This window comes from Aeromonas sp. FDAARGOS 1402, assembly GCF_019046925.1.
Classification (GTDB): Bacteria; Pseudomonadota; Gammaproteobacteria; order Enterobacterales; family Aeromonadaceae; genus Aeromonas; species Aeromonas caviae.
The window spans coordinates 78,153-102,116 of sequence record NZ_CP077201.1; the positions used below are offsets into that span (position 1 = coordinate 78,153).

General features: G+C 63.4%; 18 protein-coding genes and 3 tRNA genes. 13 read left to right on the forward strand and 8 right to left on the reverse strand.

The features are described 5' to 3' along the window. Positions 1-100 precede the first annotated feature (100 nt). The 5 genes from I6L32_RS00350 (at position 101) to I6L32_RS00370 (ending at position 6,614) form a co-directional block, all read left to right on the forward strand. Positions 101-1,564, forward strand: a complete 1,464-nt coding sequence (locus tag I6L32_RS00350) for an NAD-dependent succinate-semialdehyde dehydrogenase (RefSeq protein ID WP_109112434.1) — start codon at positions 101-103, stop codon at positions 1,562-1,564. A 232-nt stretch (positions 1,565-1,796) separates the two neighbouring features. Further along, positions 1,797-3,086: a 4-aminobutyrate--2-oxoglutarate transaminase gene (gabT, locus tag I6L32_RS00355; RefSeq protein ID WP_010673550.1), complete on the forward strand. Its 1,290-nt coding sequence runs from the start codon at positions 1,797-1,799 to the stop codon at positions 3,084-3,086. A 233-nt stretch (positions 3,087-3,319) separates the two neighbouring features. After that, positions 3,320-3,457 carry a hypothetical protein gene (locus tag I6L32_RS00360; RefSeq protein WP_164882979.1) on the forward strand — a complete coding sequence of 46 codons (138 nt, stop codon included), beginning with the start codon at positions 3,320-3,322 and terminating at the stop codon, positions 3,455-3,457. Next, positions 3,457-4,800, forward strand: coding sequence for an APC family permease (locus tag I6L32_RS00365; RefSeq protein WP_041214747.1), 1,344 nt, complete (start codon positions 3,457-3,459; stop codon positions 4,798-4,800). The genes I6L32_RS00360 and I6L32_RS00365 overlap by 1 nt, the downstream gene beginning before the upstream one ends. A gap of 470 nt (positions 4,801-5,270) precedes the next feature. Then, complete coding sequence (locus tag I6L32_RS00370) at positions 5,271-6,614, forward strand: APC family permease (RefSeq protein WP_039039328.1); 1,344 nt, start codon at positions 5,271-5,273, stop codon at positions 6,612-6,614. 88 nt (positions 6,615-6,702) lie between these two features. Here I6L32_RS00370 and I6L32_RS00375 read toward each other — a convergent pair whose 3' ends face one another. Continuing rightward, a complete protein-coding gene (locus I6L32_RS00375) occupies positions 6,703-7,152 on the reverse strand; it encodes a hypothetical protein (protein ID WP_158657346.1) in 450 nt (149 codons plus the stop codon). Between the two features lie 303 nt (positions 7,153-7,455). On the opposite strand from I6L32_RS00375, the gene I6L32_RS00380 reads away from it, so the two are divergent. From I6L32_RS00380 to I6L32_RS00395, 4 genes are all read left to right on the forward strand, one after another. Further along, positions 7,456-8,604, forward strand: coding sequence for a Na/Pi symporter (locus tag I6L32_RS00380; protein ID WP_041214746.1), 1,149 nt, complete (start codon positions 7,456-7,458; stop codon positions 8,602-8,604). Positions 8,605-8,741: 137 nt separating this feature from the next. Next, positions 8,742-9,212, forward strand: coding sequence for an FKBP-type peptidyl-prolyl cis-trans isomerase (locus I6L32_RS00385; protein ID WP_216944500.1), 471 nt, complete (start codon positions 8,742-8,744; stop codon positions 9,210-9,212). Positions 9,213-9,509: 297 nt separating this feature from the next. Further along, positions 9,510-10,277 carry a class III extradiol ring-cleavage dioxygenase gene (locus tag I6L32_RS00390; RefSeq protein ID WP_151028730.1) on the forward strand — a complete coding sequence of 256 codons (768 nt, stop codon included), beginning with the start codon at positions 9,510-9,512 and terminating at the stop codon, positions 10,275-10,277. 143 nt (positions 10,278-10,420) lie between these two features. Further along, positions 10,421-13,642 carry a transporter substrate-binding domain-containing protein gene (locus I6L32_RS00395; RefSeq protein WP_216944501.1) on the forward strand — a complete coding sequence of 1,074 codons (3,222 nt, stop codon included), beginning with the start codon at positions 10,421-10,423 and terminating at the stop codon, positions 13,640-13,642. Positions 13,643-13,885: 243 nt separating this feature from the next. On the opposite strand, the gene I6L32_RS00400 is transcribed toward I6L32_RS00395, so the two are convergent. Next, positions 13,886-14,086 carry a YbfA family protein gene (locus tag I6L32_RS00400; protein WP_010673543.1) on the reverse strand — a complete coding sequence of 67 codons (201 nt, stop codon included), beginning with the start codon at positions 14,084-14,086 and terminating at the stop codon, positions 13,886-13,888. A gap of 214 nt (positions 14,087-14,300) precedes the next feature. On the opposite strand from I6L32_RS00400, the gene I6L32_RS00405 reads away from it, so the two are divergent. Beyond that, positions 14,301-14,588: a hypothetical protein gene (locus I6L32_RS00405; RefSeq protein WP_010673542.1), complete on the forward strand. Its 288-nt coding sequence runs from the start codon at positions 14,301-14,303 to the stop codon at positions 14,586-14,588. Between the two features lie 63 nt (positions 14,589-14,651). Here I6L32_RS00405 and I6L32_RS00410 read toward each other — a convergent pair. Both I6L32_RS00410 and I6L32_RS00415 read right to left on the reverse strand, forming a co-directional pair. Further along, positions 14,652-14,725 (reverse strand) — tRNA-Cys (locus I6L32_RS00410). A gap of 55 nt (positions 14,726-14,780) precedes the next feature. After that, positions 14,781-14,856, reverse strand: a tRNA-Gly gene (locus I6L32_RS00415). A 249-nt stretch (positions 14,857-15,105) separates the two neighbouring features. On the opposite strand from I6L32_RS00415, the gene I6L32_RS00420 reads away from it, so the two are divergent. Next, the gene (locus I6L32_RS00420; RefSeq protein WP_128274397.1) at positions 15,106-18,543 is read left to right on the forward strand and encodes an ATP-binding protein; all 3,438 of its coding nucleotides are present in this window, start codon (positions 15,106-15,108) and stop codon (positions 18,541-18,543) included. Between the two features lie 374 nt (positions 18,544-18,917). On the opposite strand, the gene I6L32_RS00425 is transcribed toward I6L32_RS00420, so the two are convergent. Continuing rightward, positions 18,918-19,007 (reverse strand) — tRNA-Ser (locus I6L32_RS00425). Positions 19,008-19,347: 340 nt separating this feature from the next. Here I6L32_RS00425 and I6L32_RS00430 point away from each other — a divergent pair. After that, a complete protein-coding gene (locus I6L32_RS00430; protein ID WP_042878776.1) occupies positions 19,348-20,265 on the forward strand; it encodes a L,D-transpeptidase family protein in 918 nt (305 codons plus the stop codon). A 22-nt stretch (positions 20,266-20,287) separates the two neighbouring features. Then, positions 20,288-21,271: a DUF481 domain-containing protein gene (locus tag I6L32_RS00435; protein WP_216945091.1), complete on the forward strand. Its 984-nt coding sequence runs from the start codon at positions 20,288-20,290 to the stop codon at positions 21,269-21,271. Between the two features lie 63 nt (positions 21,272-21,334). On the opposite strand, the gene I6L32_RS00440 is transcribed toward I6L32_RS00435, so the two are convergent. The 3 genes from I6L32_RS00440 to I6L32_RS00450 form a co-directional block, all read right to left on the reverse strand. After that, on the reverse strand, positions 21,335-22,060 hold the full coding sequence (locus tag I6L32_RS00440) for a MaoC family dehydratase (RefSeq protein ID WP_010673529.1): 726 nt from the start codon (positions 22,058-22,060) through the stop codon (positions 21,335-21,337). Positions 22,061-22,296: 236 nt separating this feature from the next. Further along, complete coding sequence (rlmF, locus tag I6L32_RS00445) at positions 22,297-23,244, reverse strand: 23S rRNA (adenine(1618)-N(6))-methyltransferase RlmF (protein WP_216944502.1); 948 nt, start codon at positions 23,242-23,244, stop codon at positions 22,297-22,299. A gap of 151 nt (positions 23,245-23,395) precedes the next feature. Continuing rightward, complete coding sequence (locus I6L32_RS00450; protein WP_039039319.1) at positions 23,396-23,884, reverse strand: C40 family peptidase; 489 nt, start codon at positions 23,882-23,884, stop codon at positions 23,396-23,398. Positions 23,885-23,964: the final 80 nt, after the last annotated feature.

A 23,964-nucleotide genomic window follows, 5' to 3' on the forward strand; every position in this document is an offset into this window, starting at 1 on the left:
AACATTTCGGCTCATTTTATGGTCGTTACGTGCTTATTATTCTATACGGCGGTGCCCACATAAACGCGCCACCCAGACCCACTATCGAGGCCCCTTACTTATGTCAGCATCACAACCTGCTCTCTCCCTGATCAAATCCCTGGCCTATGTCGACGGCCGCTGGTGCGAGTCCCTGGGCGGGCGCCGGTTCGAGGTCCTGAACCCGGCCACCGGCCAGGTCATCACCCAGGTGCCCGACATGGACGGGGAGGACACCCGCCTCGCCATCGCGGCCGCCCACGCGGCGCAACCCGCCTGGGCGGCCCTCACCGCCAAGGAGCGCAGCAGCAAACTCTACGCCTGGTTCGAGCGCATCATGGCCAACCAGGAGGAGCTCGCCCGCATCATGACCTGCGAGCAGGGCAAGCCGCTGGCGGAAGCCAAAGGAGAGGTAGCCTACGGCGCCAGCTTCATCCAGTGGTTCGCGGAAGAGGGCAAGCGTGCCTATGGCCGCACCATCCCCGGCTTCTCCGCCGATCGGCGCCTGGCCACCATCAAGCAGCCGGTGGGGGTCGTGGCCGCCATCACCCCCTGGAACTTCCCCATCGCCATGATCACCCGCAAGGCGGGCCCGGCGCTGGCCGCCGGTTGCACCATCGTCATCAAGCCCGCCGCCGAAACGCCCCTCTGCGCCCTGGCGCTGGCGGTACTGGCGGAGCAGGCGGGCATTCCCGCCGGGGTCATCAACATCGTCACCTCCCATCAGGCGAGCGCGGTGGGCAACGAGCTGTGCAGCAACCCCGTGGTGCGCAAGCTCTCCTTCACCGGCTCCACCCGCATCGGCAAACTGCTGATGCGCCAGTGCGCCGACACCATGAAACGCCTCTCCCTGGAGCTTGGCGGCAACGCCCCCTTCATCGTCTTTGACGACGCCGACCTCGACGCCGCCGTGGCCGGGGCCCTGGCGTCCAAATACCGCAACGCCGGCCAGACCTGCGTCTGCGCCAACCGCATCCTGGTGCAGGCCAGCGTCTACGACGCCTTCGCCGAGAAGCTCGCCGCCGCGGTCAAGGCCTTCAAGGTGGGGGACGGCATGGGCGAGGGTGTCCAGATCGGGCCCCTCATCAACCCGGCCGCCGCCAGCAAGGTGGCCGAGCTGGTGCAGCAATCGGTCGCCGCCGGTGCCCGGGTGCTGGTGGGGGGCGACGCCCACCCCGCCGGTCCCCTCTTCTATCACCCCACCATCCTGACCGAGGTCACCCGGGGCAACCCCATTCTGGACGAGGAGATCTTCGGGCCCGTCGCCCCTCTGGTGCGCTTCGAGACGGAAGCCGAGGCCATTGCGCTTGCCAACGACACCCCCTATGGCCTGGCCGCCTACTTCTATGGCCGCGACATCGCCCGGGTGTGGCGAGTGGCCGAGGGGCTCGAATACGGCATGGTGGGGATCAACGAGGGGATCATCTCTACCGAACTGGCCCCCTTTGGCGGGATCAAGGAGTCGGGACTGGGCCGGGAAGGGGCGGCCGAAGGGCTGGAGGAGTACCTGGAGACCAAATACCTCTGCTTTGGCGGCATTCGCTGAGGGAAATGAAAGGGCTATCGCATCGTTAAAACAGATGCGTTATGACGCAGCCTATCGCTTTTACAGATAGAAAGAGGGGGTCGCCGGTCACGACCGAGCGCCTTGTGGGCCCTGAGGGCACACCCGGGGCCCCCTTTTGCGAACAGGCCGCCCTGCCCGAGGGCAGTTGGCGGCACACATATGGCCAAATGGCATAGGAACAGCGGGGGCCCATGCCCCTCAGGGAGGAAAGATGAGTCATTCAAGCAACAACCAGCAGTGGCAGGCCCGCCGCGAAGCGGCCGTGGTCCAGGGGGTCGGCACCCTGCTGCCGGTCTTCATCGACCGGGCGCACAACGCCGAGCTGTGGGACGTGGAAGGCAACCGCTACATCGATTTTGCCTCCGGCATCGCCGTGCTCAACACCGGCCACAACCACCCCAAGGTGGTGGCGGCGGTGCGCGAGCAGCTCGAGAAGTTCAGCCACACCTGCTTCCAGGTCACCCCCTACCCCGGCTATATCGAGCTGGCGGAAAAATTGAACGCCCTGGTGCCCGGCCCCACCCCCAAGCGCACCCTCTTCCTCTCCACAGGCGCCGAGGCGGTGGAGAACGCCATCAAGATCGCCCGCGCCCACACCGGTCGCAGCGGCACCATCGCCTTCAAGGGGGGCTTCCACGGCCGCACCATGATGGGCATGGCCCTCACCGGCAAGGTGGTGCCCTACAAGACCGGCTTCGGCCCCTTCCCGGGGGAGGTCTATCACCTCCCCTTCCCCGCCGATTACCTGGGAGTGAGTGAAGACGATGCCCTGGCCGCGCTGGATCTCTGCTTCAGCGCCGACATCGAACCCACCCGGGTGGCCGCCATCATCATCGAGCCGGTGCAGGGGGAAGGGGGCTTCTACCCCGCCTCCGCCAGCTTCATGCAGCGCCTGCGCCAGGTGTGCGACCAGCACGGCATCCTGCTCATCTGCGACGAGATCCAGACCGGTTTCTGTCGCACCGGCAAAACCTTCGCCACCGAATACAGCGGTGTCGAACCCGACATCATGACCCTCGCCAAGAGCCTGGCCGGCGGCTTCCCGCTCTCTGCCGTGGTGGGCAAGAGCGAGGTGATGAACGCCGCCAAGCCCGGTGGCCTGGGGGGCACCTATGCGGGCTCCCCCATCGCCTGCGCCGCCGCCCTGGCAGTGCTGGAGGTGATCGAGGAGGAGCGCCTCAACCAGAAGGCCCTGGCCCAGGGGGAGCAGATCAAGGCACGCCTGCACCAGCTGGCGACACGGTTTGACTGCATCGGCAACATCCGTGGCCCCGGCGCCATGGTGGCCATGGAGCTGGTGAAGGAGGGAGATGCCGCCAGACCGGACCCGGATCTCACCAAGCGGCTGGTGGCCGAGGCGGGCAAGCGGGGGCTGGTGCTGCTGGCCTGCGGCGTGCGTGGCAACGTGATCCGTTTCCTCGCCCCCCTGACCGCCCCGGCGGCCATCGTCGACGAGGGACTGGACCTGCTGGAGCAGGCCCTGTCCGCCTCCCTGGCCTGATCCGGAAGAGCGCGTTCGCCCACGTGCAAAAAAATGCGTTTTTGCTCCCTTGATATGCTTGTCAAGGGGGCATCACGAATGCACAATGCGCCGCCGTATTCAAGGACCGTCCGCTCATCGGAGCCCGGTTCTTTTTTTGCGCCAAACAAATCCATAACGAGGCCGGAACAGACCGGAAATGATAACGAGGTGGCACGCCATCTCACGACACCCGCTTCTTAGTGAGGAACTCCATGGGGCATATCATCGCTTTCCTGCCGGCCCGCGCCGGTCTGCGCCATCCGTCCGCATCCCGGACTGGCGCCCCCACCGTGCAGGATGACCTCACCGTCAGCCTGATCCCGTCAGCCAGCCTGCGGGGGATCGCCTGATGCACCCGCACCCCGCCGGTCTGAAAAAAAGCCTGAAACTCTGGCACGTGGTCATCATGGGGCTGGCCTATCTCACCCCCATGGCGGTGTTCGACACCTTCGGCATCGTCACCGAGATCACCGAAGGCCATGTGCCGACCGCCTACCTGCTCGCCCTCATCGGCATGCTGTTCACCGCCATGAGCTACGGCCACCTGGTGCGCAAGTTCCCCTCGGCAGGCTCCGCCTACACCTATGCCCAGAAGGTGTTCCACCCCTATGTGGGTTTCATGGTGGGCTGGGTCTCCCTGCTCGACTACATGTTCATGCCCATGATCAACATGCTGCTGGCCAAGATCTACATGGAGGCCCTCTTCCCCGGCGTGGCCCCCTGGACCTACATCCTGGCCCTGGCCGCCGTCATGACCTTCCTGAACCTGCGGGGCATCAAGCTGGTGGCGAACTTCAACAGCCTGATCGTCATCATGCAGTTCAGCATCATCGCCGTCTTCATCGGCCTCATCGCCTGGGGCGTGAGCCACGGCGAGGGGCTCGGCACGGTGGCGAGCAGCCGCCCCTTCTTCTCCGAGCAGATGCACATCAATCCCCTGCTGACCGGCGCCTCCATCCTCTGCCTGTCGTTCCTCGGGTTTGACGCCATCACCACCCTGTCGGAGGAGACCCCGAACGCGGATCGGGTGATCCCCCGGGCCATCGTGCTCACCGCCCTCATCGGCGGCGTGCTCTTCATCTCGGTCTCCTACTTCCTGCAGCTCTTCTTCCCTGACATCTCCCGCTTCCAGCAGCCGGATGCGGTGCTGCCGGAGATCGCCCTCTATGTGGGCGGCAAGCTGTTCCAGGCGGTGGTGCTGGTCTGCACCACGGTAGCGGTGCTCGCCTCGGGGCTCGCCTCCCACGCCGGGGTGTCGCGCCTGCTCTACGTGATGGGCCGGGATCGCGCCCTGCCGAGCCGCGTCTTCGGCTACATCCACCCCACCTGGCAGACCCCGGCTCTCAACGTGCTGCTGGTGGGCATGCTGGCCCTCTCGGCGGTGGCCTTCGATCTGGAGATGGCGCTGGCGCTCATCAACTTCGGCGCCCTGGTGGCCTTCACCTTCGTCAACCTGGCGGTGATTGCCCACTTCTATCTCAGGCTGGGTCACAACAAGACCCTGAAGGATCACCTGCTGTTCCTCGCCCTGCCCCTGTGCGGCGCCGCCTGCATCGGGGTGCTCTGGCTCAACCTGGAGCCCGCCTCCTTCGAGCTGGGGCTGATCTGGGCCGCCCTCGGTGCCATCTACCTGCTGCTGCGCCTCACCGTGTTCCGGGTCCGCCTCGGCCGCCCCGAGCAGGACGCCTCCTGAGCGAAACCGGCGCCCCCAGGGCGCCGGTTTCACATGGCGGCAAAGCAGGGCCCCGCCTGATGACAAGGTTGTCATCGACTTTCCGGCAGCGGTGGCGAAGTGATCGCTCACCGGGGGAACAAATTCCCCGCTGGCGGCCTTTTTCGCTTGTCTCCTCCCCCCCCTGAGGGCACAATACGGCGCCCCTTGAGAGCCGATGTTTCAACAACATCGGTTCTTTGCTTTTCTGGGGCACACCACCATTCACCAAGAGGCCGGCCATGTGCCGGAATTGATACCCAGATTGCCAAGCAATCTCCCGACGTTGTGAGGAAAAACATGGGGCATTTCACTGCTTTCCTGCCGGTCCCCGCCGGCGTGCGCCACGCATCTGTGCCACAGATGGGCGCCCCCTGTGTCCAGCGACGCGTTCCCGCGTCCTTGATCCCGTCCCATCTCGCCCACGGGGCCTGTGCAGAGGAGAAAGCGTGATGGCCGGTGCCAAGCTGCTCAAGACCCTCACCCTGTTCCAGGTCGTGGTGATGGGTCTGGCTTACCTCACGCCCATGGCGGTATTCGATACCTTCGCCATCGTCGGTGACATCACGGATGGTCGCGTGGCCACCGCCTACCTGCTGGCGCTCGGCGGCATCCTGCTGACCGCGTTCAGCTACGGCCACCTGGTGCGCCGCTTCCCGTCCGCAGGCTCCGCCTACACCTATGCCCAGAAGGTGTTCCACCCCTACGTGGGCTTCATGGTGGGCTGGTCTTCCCTGCTGGACTACATGTTCATGCCGATGATCAACATCCTGCTGGCCAAGATCTACCTGACCGCCATGTTCCCCACCGTGGAGCCCTGGATCTTCATCTTCGGTCTGGTGACCGTGATGACCTTCCTGAACCTGCGCGGCATCAAGCTGGTGGCGAACCTCAACGGCTTCATCGTCTTCATCCAGATCGCCATCATCGTCACCTTCCTCGGCCTCATCGCCTGGGGCCTGAGTCACGGTGAAGGGGCCGGCACCCTGATGAGCAGCCGTCCGTTCCATGTGGAGTCTGCCAGCATGCTGCCGCTGTTCACCGGCGCCACCATCCTCTGCTTCTCGTTCCTGGGCTTCGACGGCCTGAGCTCCCTCTCCGAAGAGACCCCGAATGCCGGCAAGGTGATCCCCCGCGCCATCGTGCTGACGGCCCTCATCGGCGGCATCATCTTCGTCACCGTCTCCTACAGCCTGCAGCTCTTCTTCCCGGATCTGGCCCGCTTCAAGGAGCCGGACGCCGTGCTGCCGGAGATCGCCCTCTACGTGGGTGGCACCCTGTTCCAGAGCGTGGTGCTGGTGTGCACCACCGCGGCCGTGCTCGCCTCCGGCATGGCGGCCCACGCCGGCGTGTCGCGCATCCTCTACGTGATGGGGCGCGATCGCATGATCCCGGAGCGGGTGTTCGGCTATATCCACCCCACCTGGCGCACCCCGGCCATCAACGTGCTGCTGGTGGGGGCCCTGGCCCTCTCCGCGGTGTCGTTCGATCTGGACATGGCCCTGGCGCTGGTGAACTTCGGCGCCCTGGTGGCCTTCACCTTCGTCAACCTCTCGGTGATCGGCCAGTTCTGGGTGCGCGAGAAGCGCAACAAGAGCCTCAAGGAGCACCTGCTGTTCCTGGTGCTGCCGCTGCTGGGGGCCGCCACCATCGGCGCCCTCTGGATCAACCTGGAGCAGAGCTCCCTGGAGCTTGGCCTCATCTGGGCGGGGATCGGGGTCACCTACCTCTTCCTGCGCCTCGCCGTGTTCCGCATCCCCTTCCGTCAGTACGAGGAAGCAGCCGACGGCCAGTAAGCCATCTCGATCGCAAGATGCAAAGAGGGGAGCCCACGGGCTCCCCTCTCTTGTTTGCACGACGCATCGCCTTCTGCCGGGTTTCCCCTCAGTAGGTGCCCGTCTTGCGCAGCACGGCGCGGCCCGCCGCCTTGGCGGGATCGTCCACCACGTTCTCGACTCGCTGCTGGGTGTTCTTCGCCTTGTTGTAGGTCTCGCCCACACCGGCAGCCTCGGCGGCCTTGCGCTTGGCGTAGTCACCGGGATTGTCCACCGCATTCTCGACCCGCTGCTGGGTGTTCTTGACCTTGTAGTAGGCGTCATCCACGCCGGTGGCCTGGGCCGCCTTGCGCTTGGCATAGCCAGCGGGATCGTTGACCGCGTTGTCCACACGCTGTTTGGCGCTCTGCGCGGAGCAATGGCTGTTGACCCCGGTCGCGCTGTTGACGGCCGAGCCGATCGCCACGTCTTTGGAGCTGCAATCGGAGGGCAGCACGGCGGCATGAGAGGAGAGAGAGGCCATCGCCAGGGGCAGGAGAAGAAGGGACCAATGTTTCATGACAGACTCGCAATTACTGATTAAATGACGAGGCAGTCTACTCCCATTGACTGAGTGGCGGCACAGGATCCACCAGTGGATGGCACCCCGTCCGTCAGTTTCTAACGCATCCCTACATTCGACAGACCAATTCACTTAAAACAACAAAACAATCAGAGTTAATCACTACCCTCCCATCTGGCCCGCCAATCCCGAGCCCCCTGTCACCAAAGCATCATAAAAGTGTCACGTTGTCATATTTCTGTCATAGAGCACTGCTGTAATGCGCCCGTCCAATTCAACGCAGACGTCCCAAGAGGCACCATGCAAAGCAAACCGTCATCCCCGCAGACCCGCGCTACCGGCCCCCTGTTCAACTGGCTAGCGGTGATCACCTTTGTTTACCTGATCCTGGTCGCCGTCGGGGCCGTCTCACACGGCTTTAAAGGGTTCTCCGGCGGCGCCGAGGGCGCGGCCCAGATCTTCGCCTTCGCCAACAACCCCTTCGTCGCCCTGCTGCTCGGCATCCTGGCCACCGCCCTGGTGCAATCCTCCAGTACCGTCACCTCGGTGATCGTCGGCCTGGTGGCGGGCGGCCTGCCCATGAGCATGGCCATCCCCATGGTGATGGGGGCCAACCTCGGTACCACCATCACCAACACCATCGTCTCCCTCGGCCATATCCGTGACAGGGGCGAGTTTCGCCGCGCCTTCGCCGCCGCCACCGTGCACGACTTCTTCAACCTGCTGGCCGTCTTCATCTTCCTGCCCCTGGAATTGATGTTCGGTCTGCTGCAAAAGAGTGCCGAGTGGCTGTCCGGTCTGCTGCTGGGCTCCGCCGACATGTCCATGAAGGGCATGGACTTCATGAAGCCCCTCATCTCCCCCTCCCTGGATCTCATCGACAGCGCCGTCGCCTTCCTGCCGGGCAAGGGCCCCGCCATCGCCACCATCGTCATCGGCATTCTGCTGATCCTCGGCTGCGTCACCGCCCTCGGCAAGGTGCTGCAACGGGTCATGGTGGGCCGTGCCAAGGAGCTGCTGCACAAGGCCCTGGGCCGTGGTCCCCTGACCGGCATCGCCTCCGGCACCCTGGTGACCGTCATGGTACAGTCCTCCTCCACCACCACCAGCCTGATGATCCCGCTGGCGGGCGGCGGCGTGTTCAACACCCGTCAGCTCTACCCCTTCACCCTGGGGGCCAACATCGGCACCACCATCACGGCCCTGCTGGCGGCCACCGCCATCAGCGGCGCCGGCGCCCAGCTGGCCTTGACCATCGCCTTCGTGCATGTGCTGTTCAACGTCTTCGCCGTGGCGCTCATCTATGGCGTGCCCTTCCTGCGGGAATTGCCCATCAAGGCCGCCGAAACCCTGGCCCGGGTCGGCAGCGAGAACAAGCTGCTGGCGCTGGGTTACGTGGCCGGGCTCTTCTTCGCCCTGCCCGCCCTGATGATGGTGGCCGTCAAGTAAATCCGAACCGGGGGCATCATGCCCCCGGTGCCTTGCCCGTCCGGTCACATCCTCCGGCATCCCCCCTCGCCCTCCCTCCCCGGCTGGGATAAGATGCCCCTTCATTGCACTCTGATTTCAAGGAACAGGAAAACCCGATGAAATTCATTCTGATAGCCCTTCTTATCGCCGGCGCCGCCTACTACTTCTACTCCAGCAGCAACAACCGGAAGCTGGCGGAAGAGAACGTGCGCAAGGGGGCCGAGTTCCTCGCCAACAACCAGGAAAAACCCCTGGTGACCACCACCGCCTCCGGCCTGCAGTACGAAGTGCTGACCCCGGGCACCGGCACCGTTCACCCCACCGCCACCAGCAAGGTGAAGGTGCACTACGAGGGCAAGCTGCTGGACGGCACCGTGTTCGACAGCTCCGTCGCCCGTGGCGAACCCATCGAGTTCGGCCTCAACCAGGTGATCAAGGGGTGGACCGAAGGGGTGCAACTGATGGTGGAAGGGGAGAAGACCCGCTTCTACATCCCCGCCAACCTGGCCTATGGCGACAGAGCCGCCGGCAAGATCCCGCCGGGCTCAGTCCTTATCTTCGACGTGGAGCTGCTGGGCATTCAATAAACCCGCACTGGGCCCACGTTGATCTTGGAGGTGGCGCTGCGGGCATCCCGTCAGGAGCCACGTCCGACGGACCCTGATCACAACGCCGACGCACTGCGCCGGCGTTGTCGTTTCTGCCCCGGTCTCCCTCGCCCTGATGCCAGACTATCAACCAAAAGTGAAGAGTGCTTATCCATAAAGCCTGATTGTTAACCCATTAATAGGGGCAGATAATGACCACATCGTCAGCGGCATGTCGCCCTGGCCTCGGGTTGTCGGTGCGCCGCGCGCATCGGCACAACGCATATGGAGTCTGTCATGTCTATCGCCCCTGTCTGGTTCATCTCCCACGGCGCCCCGGATCTGGTCCTGCGCGATCAGCCCGCGACCCGGTTCCTGAAGCAACTGCGCCTCGAGGGTGCCAGAGGGCTGGTGGTGATCTCGGCCCACTGGTTCAGCCGAAGCGAGCTGCAGATCAACGTCGAGCCCAGCCCGGCCCTGATGTACGACTTCTACGGCTTCCCCGAGCCCCTCTACCAGATCCGCTGGCCCGCGACGAGCCCGCAATGGTTGCAGGAAGCGGTGAGCGATCAGCTGCTGCTGGCCGGCCTGCCCGCCACCCCGGTGCGCCGCGAGCTGGATCACGGGGTCTGGTCCCCCCTCTCCCTGATGGATCCGGACAGTGAACTCCCCCTGGTGCAAATCGCCATCCCGGCCAGCTTCACCCCGGCCCAGCTGTGGCAACTGGGGGAGGCATTGCAGGGGCTGCGCGAGCAAGGGATCGGCATCCTCGCCTCCGGCGCCATCACCCACAACCTGCGTGCCCTCGGGCCGGATGGCTCGCCGGTTCCCCAGTGGGCGAGCCAGTTTGCCCGCTGGCTGGAGCAGACCATGGCAGAGGGAGACAGGGGGGCGCTGGAAGAGTACCGGGCCCGGGCGCCGGGCGCGGTGGAATCCCATCCCCATGACGATCACCTGCGCCCCCTGTTTGTGGCGCTCGGCGCGGCGGGGGCCGACAGACCGCGAAAGCTGCACGAGAGCTGGGATTACGGCAGCCTCTACATGGGGGCCTACCAGTTCGGTTGAGGGCGGGGCGGCCAGGCCGCCCTGCTTGCCGTGCTACCGCCGACGCGCGTGGAGAAATAGCGGACTCGTTATAGCCATTTTCCGGTAGAATGGCGGCCATTGGATGAGGCTTGGCAGGGATGGCTGTCGCGTCGGGTGGCTAGATGAACCTATATCGAACACTGATCCTGCTCTGTCTGCTCTGCCTTCAACCTGTGCAGGCCCTGACCCTGCACAGCCGCTACGATCCCGCCCCGCTGCCTCCCCGCTGGTCGGAGGCGGAGCTCGGATGGCTGCGCCAGCAGTCCCAACTGCGGGTCGGCATCCTGCAAGAGGACTACCGCCCCTTCACCATGATCGCTCGCCAGCGCGTCGAGGGCCTCAGTGCCGACTACATCGACCTGCTGGCCCGGATGCTGGACAAACCCGTTGCCCTGAGCGCCTTCCCCGACAAGGCGCACCTGCTCCGTGCCCTGGCACGGGGGGAGATACACCTCGCCAGCCTCGGCAATCTCACCCTGGCGGACAGTGACACCCGGGCGATCCGCTTGAGCAACCCCTATTTCAGCAGCCCCCTCGTCTTCTCCGTGCCCAGACGTTATCGGGGGGCACTGCTCACACCGGGACAGCGGGTGGCCGCCGTCCGGGATCAGATAGACAGGGCGCGCTTTGGCCGCTACTACCCCACCCTCACCCTGGTGACCTATCCCTCCAACATGGAGGCGTTCGATGCGGTCTTCTTCGGCCGCGACGACATCCTGCTGGGGGATGCCCACGCCACCCACTACCTCAACAGCGAGCGCTTCGACAACCTTCGCCAGCGGGGCGAGGCCCCGCCCGAGCTGGCGCCTGCCGAGTTCCGCTTTGCCGTCCCGGCCACCGAGCCCGCCCTGCTCAGCCTGGTCAACCGGGGGCTGGCGGCCATCGACGACCGGGCGCGCAATACCCTCTTCACCCAGTGGAACGGGCCCATCCGCGACATGAGCGAGCGAAGCGCCGATCTCTATGATGCCGCCGAGCGGGCCTGGATGCGGCAAGCGCCCCCCATCAGGGTGTGGCTGATGGACAACCTCTACCCCTATGGCGCCCTGGATCATGACGGCCAGCTGGTCGGCATGACGGTGGACATGCTGGACAAGATCCGCACACGCACCGGCCTCACCTTCGAGTTCGTGCGGGCAGACACTGAGCGTCAGCTGGCAAAAGCCATGCAGTCAGGCGCCATCGACCTCATCGGCGCCATCTCCCAGCAGGTGGCCGAACACTACGGGCTGCGCACCTCGGTGCCCTACGCCACCGACAACATCTATGTGATCCTCACCCGCCAGGAGGAACAAGGGATCGACACCCTCCGGAGTCTGGCGGGCAAGACGGTGGCGATGACGCACCATGTGCCCCTCGCACAGAGACTGGAGGGTAGCCGCATCACCCAGGTGGAGAGTGCCGCAGAAGCGATGGAGGTGCTCGCCCAGGGACAGGTGGATGCCGCCATCGTGCCCCTCTATTTTGCCCGCCATGCGCTGGACAATGATCCCCAGAGCCCGCTGCGCATCGCCGGCCCCGCCGATGACGAACCAATCCGGATGGGGTTTGCCAGCCTGCCCGGACAGGGGATGCTGATGGGGATCCTCGACAAGACCATCCTCGCCATCCCCCCCAACGAGCTCGCCATGATGAGTTACGAGTGGCGCAACCGCAAACTGCCTGTGCCCGGCTTCATGGATCGCCACGCCCACATCGTCTACCTGGTGTTCGTGGGGCTCCTCACCCTGGCGCTGGTGCTGCTCTATCGCAACCGCATGTTCAAGCGGATGGCCAGCGCCGAGCAGGCTTCCCGCCAGCAACTGGAGGCCCATGTCAGGTTCATCCGGGCACTGGGGGAGAGCCTGCCCCACCCCATCGTCGTGCGGGACAAGAGCGGCAAGGTGCTGCTGTGCAACAGCAAATACCTCACCCAGCTCGGCGCCGAGCCAAAGGCCATCCTGGGTCAGCCCTTCGCCCAGGGGCTGTCAGGGGTGCTCGATGCAGACAACATCGCCGTGCTGGAGCAGGACTTTGCCAGGGTATTGCAGGAGGGGCAGCCCATCTTTGCGGATCGCCTCTTCCATCACAGGGGAACCCAGAGCGACATCTATCACTGGATGGTGCCCTATTTCGACGGGGAGGGGGCCATCAGCGGGGTGATCGACGGCTGGATAGACATCACGGACCGCAAGCGGCTGGAAGAGGCGCTGCGCGAGGCCAAACAGCAGGCCGACAGCGCCAGCCGCGCCAAGAGCGACTTCCTCGCCACCATGAGCCACGAGATCCGCACCCCCATGAACGCCATCCTCGGCATGCTGGAGCTGGCCACCGAGGATCCCGCTCTCAGCCGTCACAGCGGCGAGCTGCTGCGCATCGCCGCCGACTCCGCCAACGGCCTGCTGGATCTGCTGGGGGACAGCCTGGATATCGCCTCCATAGAGGCGGGCCAGATGACCCTGACTCCCACCCCCTGCGATCTCGCACCCCTGCTCTCGTCCGTCACCCGGGTCTTTGCGGGCATGGCCGAGCAGAAGGGGCTGATCTATGAGGTAAGGCTGCCCGACACCCCCATGCCAAGGGTGCTGATCGATCCCCTTCGCCTGCGCCAGATCCTCTTCAATCTCATCGGCAACGCCATCAAGTTCACCGAGCAGGGCCGGGTCGCCATCACCGCCACCCTGACCGGGGGCGAGCAGCCTCCTGTGCTGCACCTCATCATCACCGACACCGGAGCCGGCATTCCCGCGGACAAGCTGCCCCGGCTCTTCACCCCCTTCTATCGCGCCCACGGCCAGGGCCAGTTCCCCGGCAGCGGGCTGGGCCTCAATATCGCCCGCATCCTGTGCCAGATGATGGGGGGGGAGATAGCCGTTCACAGCCTGGTCGGCGAAGGCACCCGCCTCGAGATAAGACTGCCCCTCACGCTCGCCCAGCAACCCCCCGCCCCGATCACGGCAATGCCGGCGCCCCAGCCCCACCAGGCTCAACCCCTCCCCCATCGGCTGCATATCCTGGTGGTCGATGACAATCACGCCAACCAGATCCTGCTGCGCCAGCAGCTCAAGCACCTGGGACACGACGTCAGTGTGCGCAGCAATGGCCTGGAGGCCCTGCGCGCCCTCGCCAGCCACCCCTTCGATCTGGTCATCACCGACTGCCAGATGCCGGTGATGGACGGCTTCGAGCTGACCCGCAGCCTGCGAGCCCTTGGCCATGACCTGCCCGTCTGGGGCTTCACCGCCCATGCCCAGCCTCGCGAGCGGGAGCTTTGCCTCGCCGCCGGCATGAACGACTGCCTGTTCAAGCCCATCGGCCTCGCCCGTCTGCGTACGGCGCTGGCCACCCTGGGGCCTGCGCCCTGAGTACCGTCAGCCCTTCCTCCCGTCATGTCACACGGGCGCGGCTGAGAATGCGTTGGCATTTGCGGCATAAAGGGTCGCCCACAGGGACAAGAGACAACGTGGACCAGCCATGGATACAAGGCCGGTGGCGGTTCGAGCCCCATAAAAAAACCGACACCAGGGTGTCGGTTTTTTTATATCGGGAGGTGCGCCCTGCCTGTCACGCCAGTCTGGCACCGGGCGAAGCGGGCGTGACGGGGAGGATCAGTAGAAGATCCGCTCCCCTCGCTCGCTCATCTTGAGCCAGACCGGCTTGGTGCTGGTCTTGCTCCAGATGCGGTGCAGGTAGCTGTAGAAACGGGCGCGATCCCGGCGAAACAGCATCACCGGGAAGGCGAGCAACCCCGCCATCAGGACGAAGATGCGGCGAAGGATTATCTGAGTCAGGGAGAAGGGATGAAACATGATGTAACGCCTCACTGGTAAGACCACTGAACAAAGATTACGCCAATCATTGTAGGATTACTACACCGACAGCGCCATTTTTTGATAAAAAACGGGGCTAAAAGCCTAAAAATGAAACCGGGTTACATTCTTTAACTAAAAAACAACAAAGGTGGCAAAACGCGGCCCCTGTTCCAGAGTTAACGAGGACTGGACCAGAACGGGGGAACACAGGATGAAACTTGCAGATGCGGCGCTGCTGGGGGCATTGGGCGTGCTCGCCTGGAGCCAGTGGCAGGAGTGGCGGCTCAATCGTGACGACGCCATCGACATTCCCTATCACGGGGTCCCCACCGCCAGCCTGTGGCAATGCGGTTTGCTGATAAAGGAGATGGCCGCGCTGGCAGAACAGGGGGGCGAAGAGAGGTCCGGATCCAGGGGCGAGGCATTGGCCGAGATGGATCAGCATCTGCACAAGACGTGGCAACGGGAGGGTTGTTCACGGCTGACTGACATGCAATGAAGCATCATCCTGGGCCGCCATGGCGGATGGACAACGTCAGTGACGTGGAAAACAGGGAGAAGATGGAGGCACGTTCCGGAGTCGAACCGGACTAAACGGATTTGCAATCCGCTGCATAACCGCTTTGCTAACGCGCCATGCTGACAAGGCATTGCCTTGAGAGTGATGTCCATGGTTGGTGCCATGGAGTATTGGAGCGGGAAACGAGACTCGAACTCGCGACCCCGACCTTGGCAAGGTCGTGCTCTACCAACTGAGCTATTCCCGCATTACTGCTTGTGTGCCAGTTGCCTGACAACGAGGCGCATTATACGTACCCCGAGCCCGGGCACAACCCTTTTTTCTCACTTTGAGCCCTTTCCCGTGCTGTTTGCTCACCCTTTAGACGCCTTGGTCGAAAATCCCCCCGCTCCCTGTGACCCGACGAGCGAATTTAAGATAAAGCCATTGAAATAGTTAGCCTTTAGTCAGAAACTCATCGCGCTTAGTAACTGGATTCTCAATTGAAAATCATGCGATGAAATGGAACTTCAGGCCTCGGGGGCTCAGACCGCAGCTGATGCTGGCTTTTTTCATGTTGGGCCTGGTGCCCTTCCTGGTCGTCACCCTGTTTTTCCTCTATAGCCACGGCAAGGATCTCACCACCCAGACCTCCAACCATCTGGTCTCGGTGCGCAACATCAAGAAAAACCAGCTGCAAGACTACTTCGGCAACCTCAAGGAGCAGATCATCAACTTCTCCCAGCAGGACTTTGCCGGCAACAGTATCGGTCGCTTCTACGGTTTCACCGGTGCCTTCGAGAAGCTCGGCACCACGCCGCAGGAGGCCCGTGCCCGCGCCCAGGCCCGCTATGTGCCGGGCTCCTGGGACAAGCTGCAACAGCCTGACAGTCAGGTGGAGATAGAGCCCTCCATCAGCGCCCTCATCCTGGCGGACGAGATGTATGGCCGCGTCCACCAGCGCTTCCATCGCGGCTACGCCGACATGGTGCGCAAATCCAACTACAGCGACATCTTCCTGGTCGACCTCAACGGTGACGTGGTCTACTCGGTCACCAAGCAGGCCAACTTCGCCACCAACCTGCTCTCGGGCCCCTACCAGTCCAGCGGTCTTGGCAACACCTTCGCCAAGATCAAGCGCCGCCTCGATGGCGGCCAGAAGCCCCAGCAGATCTTCGAGTTCACCGATTTTGGCCGCAACGAGCTGACCGGCCAGGTGGTCGCCTACCTCGCCGCCCCCGTGATGCAGTACGACTATGTGCGCGGCGTGGTCATCTTCGAGCTGCTGCCGGACAAGCTCAACCAGATCATGGCGGAGCGGGAGGGGCTCGGCGCAACCGGCGAGACCATTCTCATCGGCCCGGACAAGCGGATGCGCGCCAACGCCTGGCTCGCCCCCGAATTCAGCGTGGAGAACAGCTTCAGCCCCGACTTCCGACCGCTGCAGACCCCCCTCATCATCAAGGCCCTCTCCGGGGAGCAGGGGGTCGGCCCCTTCCTCTCCTACCACGATGACGAGGTGCTGGCCGCCTATACCCAGGTGAAGGTGTTCGATACCGAGTGGGCCTTCATCGCCGAGATCTCCACCAGCGAGGCCTATGCCCCCATCCGCCAGCTCGAGACGCTGGTGATCCTGCTGGGGGCAGGCTCACTGCTGCTGCTGATCCTCTTCTCCCGCTGGCTCTCCCACTCCATCACGGCGCCCCTGCGATCCCTCACCGCCGCCGCCGAACAGGTGGCGGACGGCGCTCTGGATCACCCCATCACCATCCCCCGCACCGACGACGACATCGACCGGCTGGCCCAGGCGTTTCGCCACATGCAGCGCTCGGTGAAAGACAAGATCGAGCTCATCGAACGCCAGACCCAGGAGCTGCAACAGCAGGTCAAGCTGACCCACAAGCAGAACCTCAGCCTGCAACAGGCGGACAAGCTCAAAGACGAACTCCTGGCCAACACCTCCCACGAGCTGCGCACCCCCATCCACGGCATCAAGGGGATGGCCGAGTCCATGCTCGCCAGCCAGCAGGACCTGACCGAAGGGCAGCAGAAACAGCTCGGCCTCATCATCAAGAGCGCCGACGGTCTGGCGCGCCTCGTGGACGACTTGCTCGACTACCACCAGATGCGCTACGGCCAGCTGGAGATCCACCCCCAGCCGGTCTCCTCCAAGGGGGTCATCCGGCTGGTGCTGGATCTCTGCCAGCACCTCGTGCAGGCCAAGCCCCTCACCCTGGTGGACAAGAGCCCCGCCGAGCTGCCCCCTGTGCTGGCGGACGAGCAGCGCCTCGAGCAGGTGCTCTACAACCTGGTGGGCAACGCCATCAAGTACACCCCCCAGGGCAAGGTGGTGCTGAGCGCTTTGGTGGAGGGCAACTTCCTGCGCATCAAGGTGACCGACACCGGCATCGGCATCGCCAGGGACCACCTGGAGCACATCTTCGAGCCCCTGGTGCAGATGAGCCCGGAAGTGAGCAAGCAGGGAGCGGGCCTCGGTCTCTCCATCACCCGCCAGCTGGTGCACCTGATGGGGGGGGAGCTGTTCGTGGAGAGCGAGCCGAGCGTCGGCTCCACCTTCGCCTTCACCCTGCCGCTGGCCAGCGGCAAGGCGGGCAGCCTGACCCTCGACAGCCGCCAGATAGAGCACCAGCTGGTGCGCCAGCAACCCGTCATCCTGCCGGACTGGGAGAGCGAGGATCTGCCGCCCCCGCCGCAAGATGCCCCCGTCATCCTGGTGGTGGATGACGAGCCCATCAATTTGCACATACTGCGCCACCTGCTGCAGCCCTGCGGTTATCGCATCCTGCCCAGCAGCGACGGCCACGACGCCCTGACCAAGCTGGCTCAGGAGCCGGTGGATCTCATCCTGCTTGATGTGATGATGCCCACCCTCTCGGGCTTCGACGTCTGCCGCCGTCTGCGCCAGCAGCACCCCAAGGAGAAGCTGCCGGTGCTGCTGCTCACCGCCCTCAACCAGCCCAAGGAGATTGAAGAGGGTTTCAACGCCGGGGCCAACGACTATCTGGTGAAACCCTTCTGCAAGGAGGAGCTGTTCGCCCGGGTGAGAGCCCTGCTGGAGGCCAGCGCCGGGCGCGCCTCCCTGGTGGAGAACCGCCTGCTCAAACAGGAGATAGAGCACCGTCTGCTGCTCCAGGAGCAACTGCACCAGGATCAGGAGCGGCTCCTCGCCCTGCTAGGCGAGGGGGCCGACCCCATGGTCTTCCTCGATGAGCAAGGAGGGGTGCTGTTTGCCTCCCGGGCCCTGGCGCGCCTGCTGGGTCAGGAGCCGGAAGCCATGGAGGGGCAGATGCTGGACGAGTGGCTGGCCGCCCCGCTGGCAAGCCAGTGGCCCGACATGACCGCGCAGCCGGTGCGGGAGCTGGACTTCCTGGTGGCGGGCCAGCGAGACACCCTCAACGCCCGCGCCCTGCCCATCAATCTGGGGGGGCAGCACGCCTATGCGCTGACCCTTGGCACAGAACCGCGCCAGGACGACAATCGCATGGCTGCACTGGAGAACGCCCTCAAGAGCCTCTCTCGCCAGGCCATCATCGAGGATGGCCAGTTGCTGGGGGAACTGAGCCGGCTGGGAGGGGAGTTCAGGTCGCTGGCGGACGATCTCATTCGCCAGCAGGATGACGAACCTCTGCGCCGCGCCCTGGTGGACACCATGCGTCTCACCCTGGAGACCTGGCAGCAGAGCACCGGCAAGGGCAAGATAGTGCTGGCGGAGAAGAGCAAGCTGTGGCGGGTCTACATGGACCGCTCCAGTCCCCAGACCCGCACCCTCGACAAGTACCTGAACCTCGACACCCTGCCCAAGGCACCGCGCTGGAAGACGGTGGTGGCCAGCGCCGAGTACGTGCTCAAGCACTGCGCCCTGAACGAGGTGCAGCACCAGAGTCTGCACCAGAGCACCCAGCGCCTTCGCCAGCTCGCCAGCCGCAAGGCATGAGTCTCCAACTCGCGTTGCTCTGATGATGGCTGCGGGATAGAAAACCACGCACCAATAGCCAACTCTGGACACATCGACTCGCAGGCTTTCTGCGCCTATCAGGGGGATCGCGATGGCTGAGCTCGCGGGGTCGGCCAGATGACCCTGCAGGTGCGGGCCCATGCCCCATCACCATGTTGGTGATGACCCCGGGAGACCTGTCTGGGCCGGCAAGTAGCTAATCAGGTGAATGGACATTCGAGAGAATGGGGTGAGACTTCGCGACCCCGTGACCACAGGCCCCAAATCGGAAAAGACATTGGGAGATGGCTGAGGCGGGGGATGGACAGTAGAAATGACAAACCCGCGACGGGCGCGGGCTTGAGGGGAATAAATGGCGGAGAGACAGGGATTCGAACCCTGGGTGGCATTGCTGCCACAATTGATTTCGAGTCAATCCCGTTCGGCCACTCCGGCATCTCTCCACGGGCACTCATATTGACCCAACCCTAGCCGGGAAATCAATGTAAATCTCGTTGCAGATCAGACGACTGGCGATAAAACCGCCATCCGGCGATCCCACCCCTCCCGACACCAGTGACTTTCACCCGGCAGCGCCTCCTCGCTCACTGTCTCCACCCTGTACCCGGTTCCGGGCGGATGAATACGGCGAGCCTGATGGGCCAGTGACACCCTCTGACGCGCTCGCCACCGCCCTCCCGGCAGTCATGGTGCCGGACTGGTAATCCCCGCGGGATTCGTTGACAATCTCTGCTCATTTTTTGGAAGGGAACCCGTCCCTCGCCCCAGCCGATAGGAACAACCATGCTCAACACTCGTATCGTCTCACTGCTGCTGGCCGCCGCCAGCCTCTGGGCCGCACCTGTCTGGTCCAACACCTATCCCCTGCCGCCAGCGGACAGCCGTCTCATCGGCGCCCTGGAAGATTACATCGTACAGCCTGGCGATCATCTGGAACTGGTCGGCAAGCATACCCGGACAGGCTTTCTGGCACTGCTCGAAGCCAATCCCGGCGTAGACCCCTATCTGCCCACCCCGGGCACCCGGCTCACTCTGCCGACCCAGATGCTGCTGCCCGACGTGCCGCGAGAAGGCATCGTCATCAACCTGCCTGAACTTCGCCTCTACTACTTCCCCAAGGGCAAGCAGGAGGTGATGGTGCTGCCCATCGGGATCGGTGACATCGGCCGCGAGACGCCGGAGATGACCACCACCGTCATCGCGAAAAATCCCAACCCGACCTGGGTGCCCGGCCCCATGGTCCGCAAGTCCTGGCTGGAGCAGAAGGGGATCGATCTGCCCGCCGTGGTCCCCCCCGGCCCCGACAACCCTCTCGGCAAGTTCGCCATGCGTCTTGGCTATGGCAACAAGGACTACCTCATCCACGGAACCAACAAGGATTTCGGGGTCGGCCTGCGGGTCAGCGCGGGTTGTATCCGGCTGCGCCCGGATGACATCGAAACCCTGTTTGGTCTTGTTCCCGTCGGCACCCCGGTCCGGGTCATCAACCAGCCGGTCAAGATGGCGGTGGAACCCGACGGTCGTCGCTGGCTGGAGGTACACTCCCCCCTCTCCCGCACCGAAGCGGAGATGGCACAGGGGGCGCCGCTGGTGCTCTCTCCCGAAGCCGAGCAGTTCATCGCAGCCCCCGACATCGACAGTGCCCGGGTGACCGCCCTGCTCGAGCGCAAGAGCGGGCTGCCCAAACCCGTGAGCGGCTGAAGGCCTGACCACCATGAACAGAATCAGTCATGTGGTTTGCCTGTTGCTTCTGCTGCCTGGCTCCGCCGCTGTGGCCGACATCCTCTGGATGAACAACGGCGATCGCCTGACCGGGACCATAGAGGAGATCACGGACGAGCAGATCCGCATCAAGCCCGCCTACAGCCAGGCCATGACGGTCCCGCGCCACGCCATCAAACGCTGGCGTCTGGACAAGCAGGAGAAACCCAAGCCGCTCACCAAGACGGGGATCCCCCTGCTGGACTCTCCTGACGAGGCCAATGCCTGGCTGCTGACAGGGAACGGGGATCTCAACATCAAGCTCAAGGAGAACACCAAGAAGACCAACAACGTAAATCTCAAGGTCTCCACCGAGTTTGCCAATCTGGACTGGCGTTACAGCCTGGATGGCGAGTACATCTACGAAACGGCTAACAACATCACCGACAGCCACGAATACAAGCTCAAACCCAAGCTCGACTTCTTCTTCGACGATCACTGGTTCCTGCGCTCTTCCGTCGACATCGATTACAACATGATCGATGCCGGCTATCTGGAGATTGACTATGCTTCCGGCCCCGGCTACCGCTTCTGGAATGACAGACAACGCCGGCTGGAGATCATCAGCCAGCTCGGCCTGGAGCGGGCCTATTTCAGGCCGGAGGTGTGGAGCAACTCAGACCTGTTTGACGACAGGATCATCAATTACCCCTTCGTCAGCCTGGGGTGGGACTACCGGCAGCCCTTGACACTCTGGGATGAGAAGTTCGAGCTGTTTGGCAAGGGCAGTTATGAAAAATTCGTCGATCAACCCTCCCCCTATCTGACCAGAAAGCAGTCCGTCAGCGGCAGCCTGGGCCTCAGGTACTATTTCAACGATCACCTGCGCCTCTCCTGGTCAAGCGAACTGGATTGGGACGATGCCTGGCTCGACTACCACGGTCTGCACAGGGATGTGAGCGAGAAAGAGTGGCGTCACCTCATCACCCTGGGAGCGAGTTTCTGACCCGCCAGAAACGACACAGGCCCACCGAAGTGGGCCTGTGTTCATGGACGCAAGACGAGCGCGTCAGAAATAGATCCGGGTGACCGACTCGATGACGCAGCCAGGGCGGCGGATCCCCTCGATCTCTATCTTGATTTCCTTGAGGAGCTCGATGCCGCCCTTGATGGGCGTGACACGCGACAGCTTGGTACGGGCGCGGATATTGCTGTCCACCTTGATGGGGTAAGGGAAGCGGACCTGCTCCAGGCCGAAATTCACCACCATGCGAGCGGTCGGGAACTCCGGCGTGCTCTCGTCCACCGAACCGGTCAACTGGGGCAGTAGGGCCAGAGTCAGGAAGCCATGGGCAATGGTGGTCTTGAAGGGAGACTCGGCTGCCGCACGCTCGGGATCGGTGTGGATCCACTGATGATCGCCGGTCACGGTCGCGAACTGGTTGATCAACGCCTGGGTGACCTGCAACCACTCACCTACATGGGTCTCTTCACCGATGCGGGTCTGCAACTCGGCATAGAGTGCCGCCGCTTCGCCTTCGAGCTCCACCACGGGATCCTGCGCCAGGGCAGGCTGGCCATTCGCGACCTGGGTGACTCTGGCAGCCTCTTGCTGGCGGGCATCCTGGGACTCCCCCTGCAGATCCAGCACTCTTCCCAGCAAGGGGTGAAGGTGTGCCTTTTGCTGAAACTCACGCCAGTAGTCGCGGATCGCCGGAGAGAGCCAATCCTTGAGCTCAAAGGGGTGTTGCGCCAGAATTTCGCGCTTGTGCTTCAGAAAATCGACAACTTTCATTTACCGATCCCTATTCGATTCAAAGCCTGTAAAGAGGTCTAACCAGTCCTATTTTATGAAAGTTTCATCAGCAAGTACAAAAAAATCTCGGCGTACACCTGTACCAGGCGCGAGAGTGGTCACTAACATGCGAGCAAACACGGGCAGGAAAACGATTGAATGGAAGGCTGCAAACGAATCAACATCTGAGCTGAAAAAGAGACGGGGCCCGTGTCGCCACTGAGCCCCGTCCTCGATCATCTCCCCTGGGCGGTCCACCAGCTCTTGCGCTGCCCATCGTCCAGGAAACTCCAGGCGAGGATCCGGCTCACCTTGTTGCCTTGCGCCATGTCGAGCACGCGAACCTCCCGCGCCCCCACCCGAGCCAGCGCCTTTCGTGCGGCAGGCAGATTTTCCTTTTTCGACACCAGCGAGCTGAACCAGAGGCATTGGCTGGCAAACTCCTTGCTCTGCTCTATCATGGCCGCCAGAAACGCCGCCTCGCCCCCCTCGCACCAGAGCTCGGCCTTCTGACCGCCGAAATTGAGCACGGGCGCCCCGGCCACTGCCTGGCCCTTGCCCAGGTTGCGCAGCTTGCGCTCCGTCCCCTTGCTCGCTTCCGCCAGAGAAGCATGAAACGGCGGGTTGCACAGAGTCAGGGCAAAGTGCTCCTTCGGCCCCAGGATCCCGCGAAAGACATGCTTGGGGTTACCCTGATGACGGCATGTGATCTGGTTGCCCAATCCATTGCTGGTGGCCAGCAGGGTTGCCGCCTTCACCGACACAGGATCGATGTCTGAGCCCACGAAGCGCCAGCCATACTCCCGGGCGCCCAGCAAGGGATAGATGCAGTTGGCCCCGACACCGACATCCAGCACTCGAACCTGCTTGCCCGTCGGTACGCATCCCGCGCTCTCGGCCAGCAGATCCGCGGCTCGATGCAGGTAGTCTACCCGGCCCGGAATGGGCGGGCAGAGATAGCCGGGGGGCAGATCCCAATGCGCAATGCCATAGTGCAGTGCCAGCAATGCCCGGTTGAGCGTCTTGACGGCGGCCGGATCGGCAAAGTCCAGGGTTCGGGTGCCGTGCTCGTTGGTGAACACGAAAGGCGTCAACGCCGGGGTACGCTGGCAGAGCTCGTCGAAGTCGTAGGGTGCCTGATGGCGATTGCGCGGGTGCAATCCGGTTTTCTGCTGGGGTGTCATGCTGGACCTGCCGAGGATCAAGGGGGCCACACTATAGAGAGTCGACCAGGGAAAGTCTAAACGAGGGTCATAAAAAAACCGGGCCCTGAGGGCCCGGTTCAAGTGAGGTTGGAAAAACAGTCCGTACTGCGAGCCGTTTGTCCAGCCTGACTCAGATGTCTATCCGGCGTGCCTGCCAGAATTTGCTGCGCCAGTAACTGCTGTCGAGCTTGGAGCGTGTCACCCCGGCGCGGGTGGAGGCATGAATGAATTCGCCATTGCCGACATAGATGCCCACGTGATTGAGGCGGCGGTTGATCTTGAAGAAGACCAGGTCTCCTTCGACCAGATCCTGTTTGGAAACCCGGGTGCCTTCATGGACCTGGGAGCGGGTATCACGGGGTAATTCGATGCCGACGGCATTGCGGAACACTTCACGGGCGAAGGCGGAGCAATCGATGCCTCGCTGGCTGCTTCCTCCCATCCGGTAAGGAACGCCGCGCCACTCTTTGTATACGGTCAGGATTTCGTTGACGTCAGGGGTTGGTGAAACTTCGGGTTCAATCACGGGTTCCATCATGGAAACCTCGATCTTGCTCGCGACCTCGGGTTGGGGTGCCGATGCACAACCCACCATTCCGAGCGCGACCAGCAGTAGCATCAGGTGGCGCAATCCTTTATCCCCGCAAAAAGAGTGAAACTTGTTAAAATGCAGCCCGAAAGGGCAATTTATAAGGCAAC